We start from the raw sequence: 20,073 nt of genomic DNA, 5'->3' as shown, positions 1-20,073 counted from the left end.
CCATTCAATTAAGCACCTGCGTAGAAAATGAATGCCAGAACGACCCCGATGATTGGCAGGGCTTCGACCAGACCTACACCGATAAACATTACCGTTTGCAACGTTGCTTTTGCTTCAGGCTGACGAGCGATACCTTCAACTGTTTTACTTACGATCAGACCGTTACCAATACCTGCGCCCAAAGCGCCCAAACCTACTGCGATTGCAGCTGCGATATATGCCCAAACTCCCATTTTAAAAATCCTCCTTAGTGATGTGTATTTATATTGTACATGTATTTGCAGTTAAGAGCGAAGCGTACTCCTGAACTTAACTAAAAACCGGAAAACGAGCTTGTCTAATGCTCTTCTTCATGCGTGTCAATGGACTGCGAAATGTATACAAACGTCAGAATCGTGAAGACGAACGCTTGAATACTGCCGACAAAGATACTAAATCCTTGCCAAACAACGAGTCCCAATACGGAAGCAATCCAGCCTCCTACACCAAGTGCTGTCAATTTCAGCAGAACACTGATCAAAACTTCGCCAGCAAAAATATTACCGAATAGACGCATACCATGTGTCAATAGTTTTGAGAACTGCTCAATCAAGTTAATTGGCAAAAAGAATGGAAATGGCTGAACGTAATGCTTGAAGTAAGCTTTGGTATTGCGGAAGATTCCCAGGAAATGAACCAGGACAAAGATCATTAAAGCGAGTCCAATAGATACCCCTGCATCTGCAGTAGGTGATTTCCACCAGCTGATGCCTACATGGGCAGCTTCGCCTGGGTGAGACGCCTGTGCTTGTTCTAATGCTTCTTTGACTGGAATGATTTCATGTCCAAATACTTGGGCACTTTGCGCATTATCGAATTCGGTCACAATCCCGAACGGTAAGCCCAGCATATTCCCCACGAAAATGAACATGATCAGCGTCATCCCCAAGGAGAGGAATGGCTTCCCTTTTTTCAAATCCATCGTGCTGGTAATCAGTCCTTGAACGAATTCTACGACCCATTCCATAAAATTTTGCAACTTGCTTGGATTGTCCACAGACAAATTGCGCGTTGCAGCAAATGCCAGTCCAAATACAATCGCACAAGTCACAATAAGCATAATAATGACGGACAAGTCAATGTTAAACCCGCCCAATTGGATAATCGGTGATTCATGCAACATGTTTTCTCACCCCTTTCTCAGTTGAGCCATCATTTTTCCTGAAGCGCGAATATGATGCCTATAATTAACAGAAGAAATTGCCCAGTCACCAGGCTTGCCATTACAGCGATCTCATGGAAATAGGCCGGAAATTCTATCGCCAGCACCACTGCCAAAATTGAGGTCCCTAATCGAACGCCAAAGCCAATACCAAACACTCTCTTCTTTCTTTCACCGGCGGCCGCACTCGCAACCTGTCGAATTTTGTAGGCCATATACAGCACATTTAGACAGCTTACTCCCGTTCCCAGAATGATTCCGTGAGCAATGTCACGATGTTGGGGCATGAAGGCGGAGACCAGGAAACACAGAGCCATAATACCAAGCGCTACGATCCATAACATTTTTTGCATACGGGTCATCTCATTCATGGTTATCCCTCAGTACCTTTCCGATCACAAGGGCAATACTTAATGCGCCTACAACCAAGCCTGCGAGAACGCTTACGCCAATCCAAATTCCGGAGCCACCAAGTTTGGCATCAAGCCATTTTCCTGCATAGAAACCACCCAGTGTGCATATCGCCAAATCAATGCCGATCGCGCTCACCAGTCCTATAGCCTTAAAGGCATTTCCGGTGTTATTTCGGTTGTTGTTTTGCTTGGAAGGTTTGACCACTTTTCCATGTCACCCCTGCAATTCCAGTCCATTTTACTTAAATATAAGATACTTTGTCAATTGAGATATTTTAGTGCCCTAAAGTATAAAATCAAACGACAAAGCATCTTAAATTGCTGTATCCCTTGGTAACCGTACAGTTTAACTGTATGCTTGCCTTGTAAAGAATAATTATATCGGACGAACACCTTTTGTGAACATTGTGTGAAATTCTTCAGGGCGTTCGGATTGAACACCATAATGGTGCAAAATCGCATTGACAATTCTTACTGATGCTTGTCCATCGCCGTAAGGATTCGCTGCTTGGCTCATAGATTCGTACAACGCGGAATCTGTCAAAAGTGCCTTGGTCCGATTGTACACGTTCTCTTCACTCGTACCCACCAGTTCCAAGGTGCCCGCTTCAATTCCTTCCGGTCTTTCAGTCGTATCACGCAGCACCAGAACAGGTACTCCGAACGAAGGCGCTTCTTCCTGAAGCCCACCGGAATCCGTAAGGATCAGATGTGTATGTGGGTAAAAATTGTGCAGATCCACAACATCCAGCGGATCAATCAGCTTAATACGCGGATGGTTGCCTAAAATCTCAAATGCAGGTTCCTTCACAGCCGGACTCGGATGAACCGGGTAAACAATAGCGATATCCTCAAACTCATCCGCAATTCGCTTAACCGCATTAAAAATCTGACGATGCGGTTCCCCTTGGGATTCCCGGCGATGTGCTGTCATAAGAATCAGGCGTTTGCCCTGAGCCCAGTCCAGTACGGGGTGCTCGTAATCCTGGCGAACCGTATACTGAAATACGTCAGTTACTGTATTGCCTGTAACATATATTCGCGATTCAGGCTTATTTTCCTTCCGCAAATTTCCAGCCGATAAAGAAGTAGGCGAGAAATGCAGATCAGACAGCACGCCTGTGAGCTGACGGTTCATTTCTTCAGGATATGGAGAAAGCTTGTTCCACGTCCGCAAGCCTGCTTCCACATGCCCTACTTCAATCTGCTGCATAAAGGCTGCATAGCTGGCGAGGAAAGTGGTCAGCGTATCGCCGTGAACCAACACGATATCGGGCTTGGCCTCACGCAATACAGGTTCCAGACCTTGAAGTACCCGCATGGAGATTTCATTAAGTGTCTGGCGATCCTTCATTACGTCCAGATCATAGTCAGGGTGAATATTGAAAACTTCCAGAACCTGATCAAGCATCTGGCGATGTTGAGCCGTAACGCATACCACGGACTCGATATGCTCCGGGTGACGCTGAAGCTCCAAAATAAGAGGAGCCATCTTAATCGCTTCCGGACGCACACCAAAAATTGTCATCACTTTGATTTTGGACATTTTCTGTTGAACCCCTTTTCATAATAAATGTCCGCTTCACAGATCTTCCTTATTCAGAAAAACGACCTGTCATAACGTCCATAGATTTTGCCGAACCGCCAAAGGCAGTCTACTTGGTTCCGTACAAGCGGTCTCCCGCGTCACCAAGACCTGGAATGATGTATCCATGATCATCCAGACGCTCGTCCAATGCAGCGACGTAGATGTCTACATCAGGATGCGCATCCTGCACAGCTTTGACTCCTTCAGGAGCAGCAATCAGATTCATCATTTTAATTTGAGTGCAACCTCTCTTTTTCAACACATCAATCGCCGCAATTGCCGAGCCCCCCGTTGCAAGCATCGGATCAATCACGATCAATTCACGCTCAGTTACATCTGTAGGCAGCTTCGTATAGTATTCTACGGGTTGCAGCGTCTCAGGATCGCGGAACAGTCCCACATGGCCTACCTTTGCTGCAGGCAGCAACTTTACTACGCCATCCAGCATACCCAAGCCTGCACGCAGAATCGGAATAAGACCCAGCATACGTCCTGAAATCACTTTACCTTCTGTCTCAGCAACCGGTGTCTGCACCGTAATGCTTTCCAGCGGGATATCCCGTGTAATTTCATAAGCCATCAATGTTGCTACTTCATCCACCAGCTCGCGGAAATCCTTGGTGTTTGTCCGCACATCGCGGATAAATGTAAGTTTGTGTTGGATCAAAGGGTGATCGCAAACCACCAGTTTCGCCATAATATATTCCCTCCGGTATTATCGTCACGTTCTTTCGCGCCAGCATATCGAACTATCCTGAGTCGAAAGGATCTATGTAACCTATTTGTACAAACCAAATAAGCACAGATGCAATGCGTGCCTGTAAATCCTGTTTATTATAACATTCCCTTGATTGATTTAACACCTGCCACCGCAACCTTTTGTCAAGGGAAAGATATGACATGTAAAATACTTATTAAGACCACTTCACGTGTGACTTTCGTCACATAAAAACATATCAAAAAGGCCCTGACGGCACTTGACCGTCAAAGCCTGTGGACTTTAAGCTTCCTGCCCGACCTATCCCCTTTGCATCCTCATGCAGCGCTATTCTTTTATCTATACTTCAAATTGTCCCATGCTCCCTGAAATTGCTGAAGCATTTCATCCTTCGTGATAACCCCTGCAATATAGGCTTGCATACTACTGCTTAAATCCTGATTCAGCCCCTTCGGGAAGCGTTGGAAGTTCCAGCTCCATATCTTGCCTTCCCTCACATGCCGAGATATTTCTGCACCTAGATCACCTGTCATCTCGTCACTGGACGTGATACTTTTGAAGGCGGGAACAAACTTAAACTCCTTGGTGATATAGTGCTTGCCTGTTTCTGATGTGACCAACCAATTGAGGAATTCTTTTGCCTCCTGCTTCACAGGCGAATTTTTGTTGACCACCCAGTTCGAAGCCACTCCGACAGCCAGTCTACCTCCTGTGGAGGGATCATTGTCTATAGGAGCAGGCAGAATACCCAAATTCAAGTTAGGATTAATTCCATCCATTTGCGGTTGCGTCCAGTTCCCCTGGTGCATCATAGCAGCCTTACCTGTCGAAAACAGTGTCACTTGTGTATTGTAATCCGTAGTGAGCGGATTGCGGTTTCCATATTTTATAGTTAGGTCAAGCAACTTCACCCACTGATCGAACACGGGGTTACCGGGGATGCGAGCCGTTCCTTTGTTTAAATCCGCAACATAACTTTCCGGGTTCGGCTGTCTGGCAAACGGGATATTGATAAAATGGTTCCCCAGAACCCACCATTCCGCATACCCGTTAGCAAAAGGTATAATCCCTGCCGCTTTCAGTCGCTTAGCTGCTTCCTCGAGTTCATCTATCGTCTGAGGCAGTTTGGTTATGCCCGCTTTTTTGAACAAATCCTTGTTATAAACTAAACCAAATCCTTCTAGGTTCATAGGCTGTCCATAAATCTTACCGTTAACCGTCATCGGCTTACGAGCAAAATCGTCCAGATCCTTCACCCATGGCTGATCCGACAAATCCTCCAAGTACTCCAGCCACGTATCGCGGTCCTGGTAGCCCTCATTTGTAAAAATGTCCGGCTGATCGCCTGATGCGAATTTAGCCTTCAACGAAGCACCGTAGTCCGTACCACCACCGACAGATTGGATATCCAGCTTGATGCCCGGGTGCGTTTTTTCATATTCTGCCTTCAGCTTATTTAGCGGTTCCGAAATCTCTACTTTGAATTGATAAATGTGTATCGTTTTCGTCTCACTCTGTTGAGCCTTCGTATTTCCACAACCTGCAAGTGTACATGCGAGCAGCACCATCAAGGAGATGACAAGTAACGCTGTTTTTTTCATCGGTTATCCCTCCCATCAGCCTTTGACCGCACCGGCTGCAATGCCAGAAACGATGTATTTTTGCATCACCAGAAAAAACACAACAACTGGCGCGATCCCCAATACCAGTGCTGGCAGCGCCAAGTCCCATTGCTTGGTGTACTGACCAAACAACATATAGGTTGCAATCGGAATGGTGCGCAGCTCAGGATCATTCAAAACGAGTGAAGGCAACAGATAGTCATTCCAGATCCATAAGGTGTTCAAAATAAGTACGGTTACGAACATAGGCAGCAGCAGTGGACAAACGATGCGAAAGAACACCCCGTACCGGGATGAACCGTCCACCCTTGCCGCCTGCTCGATCTCAATAGGTACCGTTTTAATAAAGCCATGAAAAAGAAAAACGGACAAAGGCGCTCCAAAACCCAGATAACATAAGATCAGTCCCGGTATACTGTTGTTCAAGCTCAATACGTTGGACACTTCCATAAGCGGCAACATAATTGATTGAAAAGGGACTACCATCGCAGCCACAAGCAAACCGAATAGGAAACGATTAAAAAGAGTATCATGCCGAACCATCTGGTAAGCGGCCATTGAGCTGATTAGCAGCAAAAGCGCATTACTGACGATCGTGACAATCAGTGAATTCCCCAGTGCTGTGGGAAAGTTTATTTTATTCCAGGCGTTAGCATAGTTTTCAAAACGGAAGGTTGTCGGCCACGAAGCGGAATGGGCCAAAATGTCGCCAAAGGATTTAACGGAGTTTACGAGCAAAAAATAGAACGGAACCAGAAAGATTAACCCGATCACAATAAGCAATAATTCAGCAGCCCATGTGCCCAAACGATAGTTTGACGTTTTTCCCATTACATTTCGACCTCCTTTTTCTTCGTGAGACGCACCTGAATGCTGGTAATGATCGCAACGACCACAAAGAAAATCATAGCTTTGGCAGTCCCTAATCCAAGTCGATCATTTGTAAACGCTTCATTATATATGTCCAACGCTACAGACTCTGTCGACTTGAAAGGTCCCCCCTTCGTGAGAGCCAAATTCAACTCAAATACTTTAAAGGACCAGGATATCGCCAAGAACAAGCAGACGGTCACCGCTGGCATAATAAGTGGCACTACAATATGACGCAAAATCTGTCTTCGGCTCGCACCGTCGATTTGGGCCGATTCAATAAGGGCATGCGGGACATTATTTAACGAGGATATGTAAATAACCATAAGATAACCTGCATATTGCCATACAAACACAATGACAGTTCCCCAAAAAGCAGTTGGCCCATCACCCAGCCACGGCAGTTTAAAAAAGGAAAGCCCTGTCGCCTCTCCTACCGCAGAAAAGCCGCGTACAAATATAAACTGCCAGATAAAACCGAGCAGCAAGCCCCCAATCATATTGGGCATAAAAAATACAGTTCGCAGTGCATTACGGGTACGCAGCGGTTTGGTAAGTGCATAGGCTAGGAAAAAGCCAATCAGGTTTGTCAGAATGACACCACATACGGTAAATCGGACCGTAAACCAGAACGCATTACGGAAATCTGGATCATCCCTAAAAATATGAACGTAATTCCCTAGTCCGAGCCATCGGATATTTTCAGATACTCCATCCCAGTTCGTCATGGAGTAATACAGGCCCAGCAGGAACGGAATGACCATAATCAAGACGAAAAACAACGCCATCGGTCCTACAAATACGAGTTGCTGCAATAATTGCGCGGATTTTCTTTGACTCAATGCAATCACTCCTTTGTCGTAGATCATGAAGGAAAGCGCGCATAAACCCTTACTGTAATCGCTTATTACCCAAAAATGTAAGTTCCGAGTCGTTCGGAAGCAAAAAAAGGCTGTTCTCCTCCGGCTTACGGAAGGAAAACAGCCTATAACATAAAGATTATGAATGTTGATGAATTAGTATTGAGTTCCTGGATAGATCGGGAACTTGTCTGTCAACTCGCCAACCGCTTGGCTTGCCTTGGACAATACAGTATCATCTTTCGGGTTTTTAAGGGTTTCAGCAATGATTTTACCGATTTTGACCATAGCCTCTTCATCCATACCACGAGATGTTGCAGCAGGTGTACCAATACGAATTCCGCTTGTTACGAATGGACTGGTCGGGTCAAAAGGAATCGCATTTTTATTGACCGTGATGCCCACGGAATCCAATACATGCTCCGCTTCTTTACCTGTGATATTCAAATTGCGCGTATCCAACAGCATCAGATGGTTATCCGTACCACCGGATACAATGTTAATCCCCTCAGCCAGCAGTGTTTCAGCCAGCACCTGTGCGTTGCGGACTACGTTTTGCGCATAGGTTTTGAACGATGGCTGGAGCGCTTCACCCAAAGCAACCGCTTTGGACGCGATCACATGCATCAGTGGCCCCCCTTGAGTACCAGGGAAAATAGCTTTATCAATCGCTTGCGCCCATGCTTTGCGAGTCAGAATCAGACCCCCACGCGGACCACGCAGCGTTTTGTGTGTCGTTGTTGTTACAAATTGGGCATGCGGAACTGGACTTGGGTGAATTCCCGCTGCCACAAGACCTGCGATATGTGCCATATCCACCATGAACAAAGCACCTACATCATTGGCAATGGAAGCAAAAGCTTCAAAATCAATAGTACGCGGATATGCACTCGCGCCAGCTACAATCAGACGAGGACGGTGCTTGAAGGCTGCCTTGCGCACTTCATCGTAGTCGATGCGGAAGTTGTCTTCGCGTACACCATAGGCAGCAAAGTTATACAACAAGCCGGAAGCGTTAACCGGACTTCCGTGTGTTAAGTGGCCACCATGCGCCAGATTCATACCCAGTACAGTATCTCCAGGTTTGAGAGCTGCCAGATACACCGCCATGTTGGCTTGTGCTCCAGAGTGAGGCTGCACGTTAGCATGCTCGGCGCCGAACAGTTCTTTCGCGCGGTCACGTGCGATGTCTTCAACGATATCTACATGCTCACAGCCACCATAGTAGCGTTTGTTCGGATAACCTTCAGCATATTTATTCGTCAGCACGGAGCCCATAGCTTCCATTACTGCTTCACTGACAATGTTCTCGGATGCGATTAGCTCGATATTGTGGCGTTGTCGTTTCAGTTCAAGTCCCATTGCTTCCATCACTGCCGGGTCACTTTTACGCAGGTGTTCCATCATGATTGATTACTCCCTCTCCATAGTCAATTGTTGGGTATACAAGCAAACGCCTGCTCCTCTGTTGGGTACCTCATCATCAATGCAAAAAAGATTAGTACAAACATGCCGCCATGCCAAATGCTAATCGCAGTTTCCGCCGACTTCTTGCTCCAGACTGTACACCGCCCGTTGTCCGCCAATAAGTGGAGGACGGGTGAACGCTGCTGTCACACGTGCTTCGCCAATCCAGCGAAGGCTTGGGCGAAACGGAACAGCAATGGGTCGCAGATGCATGCCAATCAGCGTTTCGCCGATGTCTATCCCGGCATGAGCCTGCACGTTCGCCGCCAAACACGCGTCGCTCATAGAACGATAGGCGACGGTAGCCATAGAGCCTCCTGCTGTACGAACAGGAATAGCTGCAACCTCCATCAGTCTCAGTCGCTCCAGCACAGCCCGTTCAACGACCAGCGCTCGGTTCAAATGCTCACAGCATTGAAACGCCACATCAAAGCCATACTGCCTGCGAACGGACTCTACTCCAGACAACAGTTGCTGAGCCACATCGAGCGCCCCCGCCGTACCAATCCGACTTCCAGCCACTTCACTTGTGCTAACGCCAATAACAAGTAGGCGACCAGCCTTGAGACTGGCTGCTTCTGCGATTTCCCGCACGACAGAAGTGGTCTGTGCTTCCAGCGGAATCTCATGATCTAATTGTTCCACCATTGGAACCTCCTTTGGTTGAACAGCCTCTCAGAGACTAGGCACGGTCTCATGCCCCAAGTTCAACACACTCTCTCCTGATCACAATCTGACTATATTATAGCCGATGTTTCAGATTTCGAGCAGAAAAAATGGAAGAATCTTTAATGGAATCAACTCTCAGCTAAAAATCTGGCATAACTTGTATATGAAAAAAAGAGCAGTCCACACCTATGTGGAATTGCTCTTTTGCCCAGGCGACCGGCCGTATATCCGATGCTCCATCGTGGTTAATCCCACTTTTGTCGCCAGTTACATCGGATTCTCATTTTTCCACCTTATCTTAACGGATTAACCGCCGAAAATCAACAGATTCCGTACAAAACAGATGAGTAATACCAATTTTATTCGGAAGATGCCTTTAGCTTGTCCAGCAGCTTATGCAGTGCCGTACGGATTTCCGCAGCTGTGACATCGTAATCTTCTCGCGAACCGCCAAACGGATCAGAAATATCAAAGCCCGGAATCCGTTGGTGTAATTCAATCATTCGTTCACGCTCCTGCGCCGATAGCTCTTGTCCGAGTGAAGCCATCAACTGCTGTGAAGCATATAAACTATCCAACTCCTGTACATCATTCAACACCGCATCCCGGTTCTCCACATATTCCTTAAGCGTAAATACTTTGCCCGCCGTTTGGGGAAAGCGCTGAATTACGTGCTGTTTATGTCCTTGCGTCAAGGTTAAGATCAGATGCGCCCACCCGGCAAGCCCGTCGCTCAAAGAGGTTGAAGTGATCTGATCGGATATATCATGATCACGTAGAACCGCCTCTGCATGTCGGGATATCGGCGTGCCTTCCATCGCGGCTACTCCCGCAGAACGCACTTCCAGTTCTAGCCCATGCTCAGCAGCCAACTTACGCAGCATCCCTTCAGCCATTGGACTGCGACAGGTATTCCCTGTGCATACGAATAAGATATTCTTCAACGTTTTCACCCCCCGTATGTTAAAAAAATATATAAACAGAGGATTACTATAATTCTAATCCCTTACTATAATCCTGCATTTATTTTACACTGTCTACGCTAAAATCAAAACATAAACATAAAGCCGAATGCCAGCAAAATGGCACCGCCCACTGCTTCTCCATAATCTCCTAGATTGCGGCTGACCTTGCGACCCAACAGCAGGCCCAACATCGCCATTGCTCCCCCGCAAAAACCAAACGCCAGAACGGACAGCACCAGATCACTTTGGAACATACCTAGTGACACTCCTACAGAAAATGAGTCAACGCTCACCCCAAGTGCAAACAGCAAAAGGCCTAAAGGCGAACGATGATCCAATACCTGTACGCCGTCCCCTTTAAAGGAATTATACACCATATGCCCGCCCAAAAGGATGAGTAACCCCCCTGCGAAGTAGGCCGTCACATGACCTAATAAAGAACTCATATAATGGCCTGTGAACATTCCCAGCAATGGCATCAGAATGTGAAAAAAGCCAATAACAGTACTGATGCGCAGCACGTCTCGCAGGCGTATCCCCTTCATGCCGATCCCTACGCCCAGCGATAACGCATCCATTCCTAGCGCTACCGCCATGATCAGAATCGTTACAACCTGCCCGGCATGGGCAGAGGCTGCCAGCATACTCCATCCCTCCATTATCCGTCTGTTCTTGTACACGTTATGCGGACAAGGGGCAAATCAGTACAAGCATACACTGAAAGTGCCCAATACCAAGACGAGGAGAGGAGAAATTTAATATAAGAGGCTCTGATTCGACAGAAGCTACAAGCGGACGATTCGGTGACCTGCCGCTTTAAGCAGGCGGTTCATGACGGCGTCTCCCAATCCTTTCGGCGGACAGGATTCCGACAAAATGTAGGTGACGCCGTCCTCGTCGCAGCGGCGCAGCACGCCGTACAGGCGCTGCGCTGCCTCATGGAGCGCGTCCAGCTTGCCTAGCGTGTAGACGCGCTCTCCGGCGTAGCCGGCGGCATGCTCGTCAAACGCGAGCACTGCCGTGCGCTCCCCGCGCGCGGAAGCCTCCGCCAGCGCGGCGCGAATCCAGCCCGTCACCTCAACGGACGACGGGCCTTGTACCACGCTCAAGCGGCCTCGCGGCGCGTAGTGCGTGTACTTCATGCCCGGCGAGCGCGGCGCTGGGCTGTCCGCGTCTTCCCCGGGCGTAGCGGCCAACGCCGGGTCCAGCACGACGGCGCGAGCAACCGCAGCGAGCTGCTCGGCCGTCACGCCGCCGGGGCGCAGGATGGTGACGGTTCCGTCGTCACCCGCCTGCACTACCGTGGACTCCAGTCCCACCCCCGTGGGACCTCCGTCCAAAATGCCGCCGATGCGGCCCTCCAGATCCTCCCGCACATGCTGTGCAAGGGTGGGACTGGGTCTTCCCGACCGGTTGGCGCTTGGCGCAGCCAGTGGACAACCCGCTTCAGCGATCAAACGAAGCGCTATCGGATGATCCGGCATGCGCACACCAACCGTGTCCAGCCCGGCTGTCACACGCGATGACAGTGCCTGCGGCACTACCGGCAATACGAGAGTCAGTGGTCCCGGCCAGAACATATTCATCAGCGCTCGGGCTGTATCGTTTATTTCTGCTACCATACCCTCTAATTGATCAGCATCAGAAATATGTACAATGAGCGGGTTATCGGAAGGGCGTCCTTTGGCAGCAAATACCGCCTCCACCGCTTTTGTACTACGCGCATCGGCCCCCAGGCCGTACACGGTCTCCGTAGGAAAGGCTACCGTCTCTCCAGCTTGGAGGAGTAAGGCGGCCTCGCGTATGCCCTTTTCCGCCGCGATCCGAGTCTGTTCATCCCAAATTTCGTCAGAAACATCCCCGTCAGTGTTGCTCACAGGAACCAAACATCTTACATCCCACCATTGTGTATGGGAAGACTTCAATGCCTGCTTCAGCTCGCGAATTCCCTGTTCATCTAGCTTTTGCTCAGGTTTTTCCTTTTGCACAAATTCTCCGCGCAAGTCTTGCATTTGATTCGATTTATCGCTCATATCAGATCATCCCATATCTTATTGTCATACAAGCCAGTGATTTCGCCTGATCCTATAAGGCTACTTTGTAAGATCAGTTCATTTGGCTCTGCCATGTGTATATCTATCGTAAGCTCCATTATAGCATATGGGGAAACTTACACTCCTCAACGTTTAGGCAAACAAACCACTCACCCAGTTACACAGTCCCGTAAGTGCATCCCACAGAAAAAAACGTACTTCTGGCTCCTTGTCAGTAGCATTCGTCCGACTATCTCCGTGATTCGTTTTTGCTGATACCGTTTGTGCCGTTGCTTCCCCACTGCCTGCATCAATAAAACATAGCGGAGGAAACAGCACGCACCACCAATTTTGACCTTTTCCTTGCCCCAGCGTAACCCGAAGTGCCTCATAATTCCCTGCCGGGTAGACCAGACCACCGTACATTTTCGTTGGGAAAGGTACGCTCGCCAGTTCCACCTGATGATCATACGCAATGCCGCGACGAGCCAGTTCCATACCTACCAAACGGTCAATTTCAGGTAAATGAGCATCAATCAATGATCTCGCTTGGTCTAAGCTTTGCGGGTTTTCCAGCTCACCCACCCAGGCATTCATCTGCTGTACAATAGCGTCCCGTATTTCGCGTTTAACCAGCTGATCCTCCGGACGATCCGAATTGGCCAAAATACGCAGTCGAATGGAATCATGTGGAATCACTTTCAGCCCTGTTGTAGCTACTCCTGATGCTAAGGTTCCTCTTGTTCCAGTGGTCATAGCAGCATCCGTCTTTTGACCTTCCCAAGACATCATTAATATCGAAATACAAAATAGTATCATTGCAGCTTGCTTGATCCAATTTCTCATCTTCGTCTCCCCCAAACCCAAACTCTATCATGTCTATCAGTCTGTCCGGTTTGGGAGAGTCTAAACCTATGATTCTTGTAAAAGATTCAGGACCACTTTACAGATTTTTTTCAATAATACCCTCAAATCATGCTACACCAAGCTTCTGACCCTCACCGAGGAATATGAAAAAGCCCAGATTTCACAATCTGGACTCTCTCGTTGCACCGTTTCAACTCACACAAATACCAATCATTATCTAGCCACATTCCACCTGTGCTAGGCTTTTTTCGCCTTCGTCAAGCTTAGTCTGGAAGGCTGTGGCAGATCATCCTCCAGCTCTTGGCCGTGCACCTTAATACTCATAACCAAGCCGATACTAGCCATGTTAATAAGCAACGAGGTACCACCATAACTTATGAACGGGAGCGTAATCCCCGTAAGCGGCATAATGCCCAGAAACGCACCAATATTCTCAAAAATCTGGTACAGCAACATGGACACAATCCCGACAATAATATACGGTCCGGCGCGATCCCGGCATTCCAGCGAAATCAGGATCATGCGGTGAATCAAAATAAAATATAACAATAGCAGCACTGAAGAGCCTACAAAGCCAAATTCCTCCGCTACGACCACAAAAATAGAATCCGCGTACGTATAAGGAACACGCCCGGACTGTACCGAGGTTCCTTGCAAAAAGCCCTTGCCCATCATCCCGCCAGAGGCTATCGCCAGCTTGGCATTTTTGGTATGATAAGACGCCTTCGCGGTTGCCTCTTCCGGTACCAACCAAGGGTCCAAACGCTCAACCCAGTGACTACGGCCAATCCCCTTCATAAAGGAATCAATCTCATCGTGAAACGAAATATAAGCTTTAATCCCGCCGCCAACAGCGACTGCAAATACGATAAATCCGATTAACGCATGGGATGCCTTCACATTACCAATCCATAGCATACCGATGACGATGACAATGTAACCGAGCGCATTACCCAAGTCATTTTGTGCCATAACCATGGCAAACGGGACAAAGCTCACCAGAGCGACTGGAAGAACATCCTGAATAAAATACAGCTTGCTCTTGCGCTTCTTGATCAGCATATAAGTCAGAAAAACGATAAGGACCAGCTTGAATACCTCAGCAGGCTGAAGGTTCAAGCCACCAATTTTCAAAAAGCCCTGAGAGTTGTTAACCGTCCCGCCAAAAAATCCGAGACCCAACAAGAATATTCCGCCTCCATATACGTACAGGGCTTTTTTAATGAATATCCGAAAATCGACCATCGCTAAACCCAAGATCGCCACAAAACCCAATATATAATACCCGATCATCTTCTGGTAGTCATTGCCGTGCTCTGCCAAGTTCGTAGGGCCCCTACCTGCGCTATATACCGTTATGATACTAATCGCCATGAGCAAAACCAGAATAAAGATAACCGGACCGTCAATTTTTTTCAATTTCTGAAGCATGATTTCCCCCTGAGCCGTTTCTCGGTCATACCCCTCTTATTCTAAAGGAAAGACTCGCAAAAAGAAAATGCAGCACTACTCCGAGACACCTAGGACATGTCGCTCGATCCCTGCAAGGTCAGGAACGATTATAATGTTCTTCCAATGACCTGCCTGTGCCAGCAGACCAGCCACGTCTCTGGCCTGTCCCATCCCCAGCTCAAACCCGATTAGCCGCGGCGGAGCCTGAAGGAGTCCGAGCTGCTCCAGCATTGCCCGATACGGGCCGAGCCCGTCAGGACCACCATCCAACGCCATCCGCGGCTCATGGTCGCGTACCTCTGGCTGTAAACCAGCGATGTCAGCAGCCGGGATGTACGGCGGGTTGGACACGAGAATGTCCACCGCCGTTCCCACGAACGGCGCCAGCAGATCGCCCTCGCGGAATTCTACGGCTGCGCCGTTCGCAGCAGCATTATGAGTCGCTACTTTTAACGCGGCAGCCGAAATATCCCCTGCCGCCACGCGCCAGCTCGGTCGCTCAGCCGCCAGCGTCACGGCAATCGCACCGCTGCCTGCGCCGATGTCGAGCGCCTGCGGAGCGCCGCTTGGCCACAGCCGATCGCCGTGCTGGAGTATCGCCTCGACGAGCAGTTCTGTCTCGGGGCGCGGAATCAGCACCGACGGCGAAACCGCGAACGGGCGGCCATAAAATTCCTGCCGTCCGATAATATACTGCGCCGGTTCACCCGCAGCTTTGCGGGCTATAATCCGTTCCCACTCCTCCCTGACGGAGGAAGGGAACGAATCACCCAGAGCAGCGTAAAACGCCGTGCCTTCCAACCCGAGCACATGCTCCAGCAGTAAGCGGGCATTGTGCTGCGGCTCCAGAACACCACAGCTTCCTAAAAAAGAAGAAGCCTCAACTAAGGCTTCTCTGACACTCATGTTCCGTTCCGGCGACATCCGATACACACAATCGCGTTCGTTCCCCAAAACTTAAACCTCTTGTTCCATCAAATCAGCCTGCTCTGCAATCGTGAGCGCTGATACGATTTCTTCGATCTCCCCGTTCATCACCTGGTCCAGCTTATGCATAGTTAGTCCAATACGATGATCCGTTACACGGCTTTGCGGGAAGTTGTAGGTCCGGATACGCTCACTGCGGTCTCCAGTACCTACTTTGCTCTTACGCTCGCCTGCATATTTGGCTTCCTCTTCCTGACGCAGCATATCCGAAATACGGGCACGCAAAACTTGCAACGCCTTCTCCTTATTGGAGTTCTGGGATTTGCCGTCCTGACAGGTTGCCATAATACCTGTAGGCATATGTGTCACACGCACCGCCGACTTGGTCGTATTAACGGACTGCCCACCTGCACCGCTGGAACAGAACGTATCCACGCGAATATCCTTGTCGGAAATTTCAATATCCACTTCTTCTGCCTCAGGCATAACGGATACTGTAGATGTCGACGTATGAATACGTCCACCTGATTCCGTCGTCGGAATCCGCTGTACGCGGTGTGCTCCGCTTTCGAATTTCATTTTGCTGTATGCACCACGGCCGTTAATCATGAAAATAACCTCTTTAAAGCCCCCGAGATCATTCATGTTCGCGTCCATCAGCTCTACACGCCAGCCTTGGGTATCGGCATAACGAGTATACATCCGATACAAGTCGGCTGCGAACAGTGCCGCTTCGTCACCACCCGCTGCACCACGAATCTCGATAATAACGTTTTTATCATCATTCGGGTCCTTCGGCAGCAGCAAAATACGGATTTTTTCATCCAGCTCCCGCTTGCGAACACTAAGTTCATCAATCTCCATTTTGACCATTTCACGCATCTCGTCGTCCAGCTTTTCACCCTGCATGGTTTTTGCAGCTTCCAGCTCTTCAACGACATTTTTATATTCGGTATATGCTTCATAAGCAGGCTGTAAATCAGACTGTTCTTTGGAATAATCTCTAAGTTTTTTGCTATCGTTCGCTACATCCGGATCGCAGAGCAGTTCGCTCAGTTTATCGTAGCGGTCCGCCAATGATTGCAATCGGTCCAACAAGCGATTCACCTCTTCAGTTAAATTAATATGAAACCAGCTTCAATTTCACTGGCTACAGCTCTTTATTATACCAACTAATTCATGAATTAGCTACAAGAAATACTGACTAATTTAGGATTTTGCAAAAATCCACACAACATGCAATACAATAAAAAGTCGCCGCCCTAATATAGGCAGCGACCACATAATCTAGCACATTTCAGAACACAAATACATTGAGTTATCGTCTTTTATATATCCGAATCGAGTATTGTACTCTGGAAATTATATATTAAACATTAAAACGGAAATGCATAACGTCTCCGTCCTGCACTACATATTCCTTACCTTCCAGACGAAGCTGACCACGTTCCTTAGCCCCGTTCATCGAACCAGCAGCGACCAAATCGTTGTAGGATACAACCTCGGCACGGATAAATCCGCGTTCAAAATCCGTATGAATTACGCCCGCAGCACCCGGTGCTTTCGTTCCTTTGTGAATAGTCCAAGCGCGTACTTCCTGCACACCTGCTGTGAAATACGTATACAGGCCCAGCAAGCGATAAGCTGCTTTAATCAGACGATTCAATCCGGATTCAGCTAATCCCAGCTCCTCAAGGAACATCGCCTTGTCTTCGCCTTCCAGCTCAGCAATTTCAGATTCTACCTTGGCGCTGATCGGCACCACTTCTGCATTTTCATCTATGGCAAAATCGCGTACCTTTTGCACATATGGATTGCTGTCAGCTTCCGTTACGCCATCTTCGCTGACATTAGCTGCGTACAATACAGGCTTCATCGTAAGCAAATGAAGATCGCGTACAATCAACCGTTCTTCATCCGACAATTCTAAGCTACGCGCCGGTTTATCAGCATACAGCGATTCCTTGATCCGCTCCAGCACTTCAACCTCTTGGGTGTACTGCTTGTTGCCACCCTTCATGTTTTTGCGGGAACGTTCAATACGCTTGTCTACGCTTTCGATATCCGCCAGAATCAGTTCCAGATTAATGGTCTGAATGTCGCTGATCGGGTCAATTTTGCCGTCCACATGGGTAATGTTCTCATCTTCAAAGCAACGTACCACATGTACAATCGCATCCACTTCACGAATATGAGCCAGAAACTTGTTACCCAGACCCTCGCCCTTGCTCGCACCGCGCACAAGTCCTGCAATATCAACAAATTCAAATGCCGTTGGCACCGTTTTATTCGGTACAACCAGTTCAGTCAGCTTATCCAGCCGCTCATCCGGTACTTCAACGACACCCACATTCGGGTCAATCGTACAAAATGGATAGTTTGCGGATTCCGCACCCGCCTGCGTTATTGCGTTAAACAGTGTTGATTTGCCCACGTTCGGCAGACCCACAATCCCCGCTTTTAAAGCCATAATCAGAACAACTCCCGTTTATATAAAATATGCGTTATGCCATCCGTTAGTTTACCAACCCACATTATATATGAGAACCTATACACGCGGCAAGCATACGGTTATGAAATTCAGGATTTTGCTATATCCCTATTTAGATTTCTTTGCTCATCTGGATATCCGTAACCCGATAGCCCGATTTGCGATATACATGCAAAGCTCGCTCATTATGCCCAAATACATGCAAACCGATGCGGACAGCTCCCAGTCTGCGAGCCTCCTTTTCCAAAGCCTCCATCGCCAGCGTACCTAGACCTCTCCCCTGGTATGAATCGTATACAAGAATATCCAGTAGAAAAGCTTCTTTTCCTTGCGCGCCGTCCGTAATATTGAACCAGATATAGCCAGCTTCCTCCTGACTCTGCCCCCCGGCATCGGAAAACATCAACATATACAGGTGAGCATGAGGTGTGTCTAGCCTCTGTGGCAGGTATCGAGCAAAACTTTCTGCCGCACGTTCTGGTGCTTCTTCTACCGTCCATGTACCTGCTTGGATTTTCTCATCCGCATAGTCGGCAAGCGAGCGTTGTTCAAATCGATCATATTGCTCCGCATTCATCTGAACCAATGTAATAAGTCCGCTCATCCATTTACCTTCTTTCTTAGTCGAGTCGTGTCTTTAAGCCCTTCTATTCCATCTACCCCAATCCCAAACATGACCGTTCGGAGTTCCAGCTCCACCTGCTCCAGGCGTGCTTCCAGCGCTTCGCTGGAGTCAACCGCCGAACCGAGCAAAGAACGCCCGAAGCCTGCCATGTCAGCCCCCAGAGCGAGCGCCTTCGCTGCATCGACACCGTCTCTCAGTCCACCGCTACCGATCAGAGCACCATGTGGCTGAGCAGCTCTAACTTCCACGATACAATCAGCGGTTGAATTTCCCCAATCCGCAAACGCCTCCGCCGCGGCACGACGCACAGGGTCAGGATTACGAAATTTCTCCACTTGGCTCCAGCTTGTCCCACCTGCGCCAGCGACATCAATAAAGGCAGCACCCGCATCATACAGTCTCGATGCCGTCTCGCCATCTATGCCCCAGCCTACTTCCTTCACTCCTACAGGCACTGAAAGCTGACGACACAACTCCTCGATGCGCTGAAGCAGGCCGCTAAAATCCAAATTCCCTTCGGGTTGAAAAATCTCCTGCAATCCGTTCAAATGCAGCACCAACATATCTGCTCCGGCAATTTCCACTGCACGGCGACAATCGTCCACGCCAAATCCGTAGTTCAGCTGCACCGCACCCAGATTGGCAAGGACCGGGATGCTGGGTGCTAGACGGCGAACCGCAAAGGTTGAAGCTAATTCTTCCCTTTCCACCGCAGCCCGTACCGAACCGACGCCCAGCGCCCAGCCGCGTCTCTCCGCTGTCTCTGCTAATCGCTCATTAATCGCTCCTGTCTCGGCGCTGCCGCCTGTCATGGAGCTAATAAGTAGCGGTGTTCGTACAGCCTGTCCTAAAAAGGTAGTATCCAGACGAACCTCGTCAAAATGCAACTCCGGCAGAGCGCAGTGCTTAAAGGCATATCGCTCTAGCCCGCTGGTGATGCCTTGTCCGGCCACATCTTCTTGCAAACAAAGGCGGACGTGCTCAATCTTCCGTTCGCCTGTCCGTGCGGCAGGTAACAAAGAGCCGGATCTATTAAAACCGTCAGGTGCTCCTTTTTCATTTTCTGTACTACTCATCTATGTTCCACCTCATCCAAAGTCACTCTGTTTATTGTATCAAGTTCAAGAAGCACAAATAAGACCGTTCCCGAACACGGTAACCGATCTATTTATCGTCTCTTATATCAAATATCGTAGCCCTTAATATGGCTATTTTAAGATACTTTCATTGTATCATGGATGGAAAAATATATACACGATCGTGAACATTTTTTCTTTCGGAAACTCTACAGAAAAGCCGCTCCTA

21 protein-coding genes and 1 riboswitch are annotated in these 20,073 nt (G+C 48.6%); all 21 genes read right to left on the bottom strand.

Annotated elements, in window-relative coordinates; translation table 11 throughout:
* Positions 1-8: 8 nt before the first annotated feature.
* The 21 genes from atpE to fni all read right to left on the bottom strand — a co-directional run bounded on the left by atpE (position 9) and on the right by fni (position 19,844).
* Complete coding sequence (gene atpE, locus MHB54_RS15480; RefSeq protein WP_007432750.1) at positions 9-233, bottom strand: F0F1 ATP synthase subunit C; 225 nt, start codon at positions 231-233, stop codon at positions 9-11.
* A gap of 104 nt (positions 234-337) precedes the next feature.
* On the bottom strand, positions 338-1,162 hold the full coding sequence (atpB, locus tag MHB54_RS15475; RefSeq protein ID WP_028542178.1) for a F0F1 ATP synthase subunit A: 825 nt from the start codon (positions 1,160-1,162) through the stop codon (positions 338-340).
* Between the two features lie 29 nt (positions 1,163-1,191).
* A complete protein-coding gene (locus MHB54_RS15470; protein ID WP_013312329.1) occupies positions 1,192-1,572 on the bottom strand; it encodes an ATP synthase subunit I in 381 nt (126 codons plus the stop codon).
* Positions 1,565-1,819: an AtpZ/AtpI family protein gene (locus MHB54_RS15465; RefSeq protein ID WP_023990711.1), complete on the bottom strand. Its 255-nt coding sequence runs from the start codon at positions 1,817-1,819 to the stop codon at positions 1,565-1,567. Before MHB54_RS15465 ends, MHB54_RS15470 begins: the two co-directional genes overlap by 8 nt.
* A 171-nt stretch (positions 1,820-1,990) precedes the next feature.
* Positions 1,991-3,160 carry a non-hydrolyzing UDP-N-acetylglucosamine 2-epimerase gene (gene wecB / locus MHB54_RS15460; RefSeq protein ID WP_023990712.1) on the bottom strand — a complete coding sequence of 390 codons (1,170 nt, stop codon included), beginning with the start codon at positions 3,158-3,160 and terminating at the stop codon, positions 1,991-1,993.
* A 109-nt stretch (positions 3,161-3,269) separates the two neighbouring features.
* Positions 3,270-3,899, bottom strand: coding sequence for a uracil phosphoribosyltransferase (gene upp / locus MHB54_RS15455; RefSeq protein ID WP_013312332.1), 630 nt, complete (start codon positions 3,897-3,899; stop codon positions 3,270-3,272).
* A gap of 356 nt (positions 3,900-4,255) precedes the next feature.
* Entirely contained in the window at positions 4,256-5,521 is a 1,266-nt protein-coding gene (locus MHB54_RS15450; protein ID WP_340981700.1) for an ABC transporter substrate-binding protein, read from the bottom strand.
* 15 nt (positions 5,522-5,536) lie between these two features.
* Positions 5,537-6,373, bottom strand: a complete 837-nt coding sequence (locus MHB54_RS15445) for a carbohydrate ABC transporter permease (protein ID WP_264454444.1) — start codon at positions 6,371-6,373, stop codon at positions 5,537-5,539.
* Complete coding sequence (locus MHB54_RS15440) at positions 6,373-7,281, bottom strand: carbohydrate ABC transporter permease (RefSeq protein WP_413630610.1); 909 nt, start codon at positions 7,279-7,281, stop codon at positions 6,373-6,375. Before MHB54_RS15440 ends, MHB54_RS15445 begins: the two co-directional genes overlap by 1 nt.
* Before the next feature lie 147 nt (positions 7,282-7,428).
* Entirely contained in the window at positions 7,429-8,679 is a 1,251-nt protein-coding gene (glyA, locus tag MHB54_RS15435) for a serine hydroxymethyltransferase (protein WP_013312336.1), read from the bottom strand.
* 120 nt (positions 8,680-8,799) lie between these two features.
* Complete coding sequence (locus MHB54_RS15430) at positions 8,800-9,387, bottom strand: TIGR01440 family protein (protein WP_264454442.1); 588 nt, start codon at positions 9,385-9,387, stop codon at positions 8,800-8,802.
* A 220-nt stretch (positions 9,388-9,607) separates the two neighbouring features.
* Positions 9,608-9,689, bottom strand: a riboswitch (ZMP/ZTP riboswitch).
* 78 nt (positions 9,690-9,767) lie between these two features.
* Positions 9,768-10,352: a low molecular weight protein arginine phosphatase gene (locus MHB54_RS15425; RefSeq protein WP_023990718.1), complete on the bottom strand. Its 585-nt coding sequence runs from the start codon at positions 10,350-10,352 to the stop codon at positions 9,768-9,770.
* Positions 10,353-10,456: 104 nt separating this feature from the next.
* Entirely contained in the window at positions 10,457-11,017 is a 561-nt protein-coding gene (locus MHB54_RS15420; protein ID WP_023990719.1) for a manganese efflux pump MntP, read from the bottom strand.
* 141 nt (positions 11,018-11,158) lie between these two features.
* Positions 11,159-12,406 carry an L-threonylcarbamoyladenylate synthase gene (locus tag MHB54_RS15415; protein ID WP_264454441.1) on the bottom strand — a complete coding sequence of 416 codons (1,248 nt, stop codon included), beginning with the start codon at positions 12,404-12,406 and terminating at the stop codon, positions 11,159-11,161.
* A 153-nt stretch (positions 12,407-12,559) separates the two neighbouring features.
* Positions 12,560-13,252: a stage II sporulation protein R gene (gene spoIIR / locus MHB54_RS15410; RefSeq protein WP_264454440.1), complete on the bottom strand. Its 693-nt coding sequence runs from the start codon at positions 13,250-13,252 to the stop codon at positions 12,560-12,562.
* Between the two features lie 258 nt (positions 13,253-13,510).
* On the bottom strand, positions 13,511-14,704 hold the full coding sequence (locus tag MHB54_RS15405) for an FtsW/RodA/SpoVE family cell cycle protein (protein ID WP_028542184.1): 1,194 nt from the start codon (positions 14,702-14,704) through the stop codon (positions 13,511-13,513).
* 75 nt (positions 14,705-14,779) lie between these two features.
* Entirely contained in the window at positions 14,780-15,679 is a 900-nt protein-coding gene (gene prmC, locus MHB54_RS15400; RefSeq protein WP_053326272.1) for a peptide chain release factor N(5)-glutamine methyltransferase, read from the bottom strand.
* A gap of 3 nt (positions 15,680-15,682) precedes the next feature.
* A complete protein-coding gene (prfA, locus tag MHB54_RS15395) occupies positions 15,683-16,750 on the bottom strand; it encodes a peptide chain release factor 1 (protein ID WP_023990723.1) in 1,068 nt (355 codons plus the stop codon).
* Between the two features lie 271 nt (positions 16,751-17,021).
* Entirely contained in the window at positions 17,022-18,122 is a 1,101-nt protein-coding gene (gene ychF, locus MHB54_RS15390) for a redox-regulated ATPase YchF (RefSeq protein ID WP_023990724.1), read from the bottom strand.
* Positions 18,123-18,255: 133 nt separating this feature from the next.
* Complete coding sequence (locus MHB54_RS15385; protein ID WP_028542186.1) at positions 18,256-18,747, bottom strand: GNAT family N-acetyltransferase; 492 nt, start codon at positions 18,745-18,747, stop codon at positions 18,256-18,258.
* Positions 18,744-19,844 carry a type 2 isopentenyl-diphosphate Delta-isomerase gene (gene fni, locus MHB54_RS15380; RefSeq protein ID WP_023990726.1) on the bottom strand — a complete coding sequence of 367 codons (1,101 nt, stop codon included), beginning with the start codon at positions 19,842-19,844 and terminating at the stop codon, positions 18,744-18,746. The genes MHB54_RS15385 and fni overlap by 4 nt, the downstream gene beginning before the upstream one ends.
* Between the last annotated feature and the right edge of the window lie 229 nt (positions 19,845-20,073).

The sequence above is a fragment of the Paenibacillus sp. FSL M7-0802 genome, assembly GCF_038004945.1.
Classification (GTDB): domain Bacteria; phylum Bacillota; class Bacilli; order Paenibacillales; family Paenibacillaceae; genus Paenibacillus; species Paenibacillus polymyxa_B.
The sequence above is the reverse complement of the archived record's forward strand: the minus strand, read 5'-3'. Positions and strand labels throughout refer to the sequence as shown.

Bases quoted from the DNA above. Each gene is read 5' to 3' on its own strand.
- wecB (WP_023990712.1), bottom strand. From the start codon at position 3,160: ATGTCCAAAATCAAAGTGATGACAATTTTTGGTGTGCGTCCGGAAGCG.
- MHB54_RS15450 (WP_340981700.1), bottom strand. From the start codon at position 5,521: ATGAAAAAAACAGCGTTACTTGTCATCTCCTTGATGGTGCTGCTCGCA.
- atpB (WP_028542178.1), bottom strand. From the start codon at position 1,162: ATGTTGCATGAATCACCGATTATCCAATTGGGCGGGTTTAACATTGAC.
- MHB54_RS15415 (WP_264454441.1), bottom strand. From the start codon at position 12,406: ATGAGCGATAAATCGAATCAAATGCAAGACTTGCGCGGAGAATTTGTG.
- MHB54_RS15420 (WP_023990719.1), bottom strand. From the start codon at position 11,017: ATGCTGGCAGCCTCTGCCCATGCCGGGCAGGTTGTAACGATTCTGATC.
- atpE (WP_007432750.1), bottom strand. From the start codon at position 233: ATGGGAGTTTGGGCATATATCGCAGCTGCAATCGCAGTAGGTTTGGGC.
- MHB54_RS15470 (WP_013312329.1), bottom strand. From the start codon at position 1,572: ATGAATGAGATGACCCGTATGCAAAAAATGTTATGGATCGTAGCGCTT.
- fni (WP_023990726.1), bottom strand. From the start codon at position 19,844: ATGAGTAGTACAGAAAATGAAAAAGGAGCACCTGACGGTTTTAATAGA.
- MHB54_RS15405 (WP_028542184.1), bottom strand. From the start codon at position 14,704: ATGCTTCAGAAATTGAAAAAAATTGACGGTCCGGTTATCTTTATTCTG.
- MHB54_RS15430 (WP_264454442.1), bottom strand. From the start codon at position 9,387: ATGGTGGAACAATTAGATCATGAGATTCCGCTGGAAGCACAGACCACT.
- MHB54_RS15445 (WP_264454444.1), bottom strand. From the start codon at position 6,373: ATGGGAAAAACGTCAAACTATCGTTTGGGCACATGGGCTGCTGAATTA.
- glyA (WP_013312336.1), bottom strand. From the start codon at position 8,679: ATGATGGAACACCTGCGTAAAAGTGACCCGGCAGTGATGGAAGCAATG.
- MHB54_RS15440 (WP_413630610.1), bottom strand. From the start codon at position 7,281: ATGATCTACGACAAAGGAGTGATTGCATTGAGTCAAAGAAAATCCGCG.
- spoIIR (WP_264454440.1), bottom strand. From the start codon at position 13,252: ATGAGAAATTGGATCAAGCAAGCTGCAATGATACTATTTTGTATTTCG.
- MHB54_RS15385 (WP_028542186.1), bottom strand. From the start codon at position 18,747: ATGAGCGGACTTATTACATTGGTTCAGATGAATGCGGAGCAATATGAT.
- ychF (WP_023990724.1), bottom strand. From the start codon at position 18,122: ATGGCTTTAAAAGCGGGGATTGTGGGTCTGCCGAACGTGGGCAAATCA.
- upp (WP_013312332.1), bottom strand. From the start codon at position 3,899: ATGGCGAAACTGGTGGTTTGCGATCACCCTTTGATCCAACACAAACTT.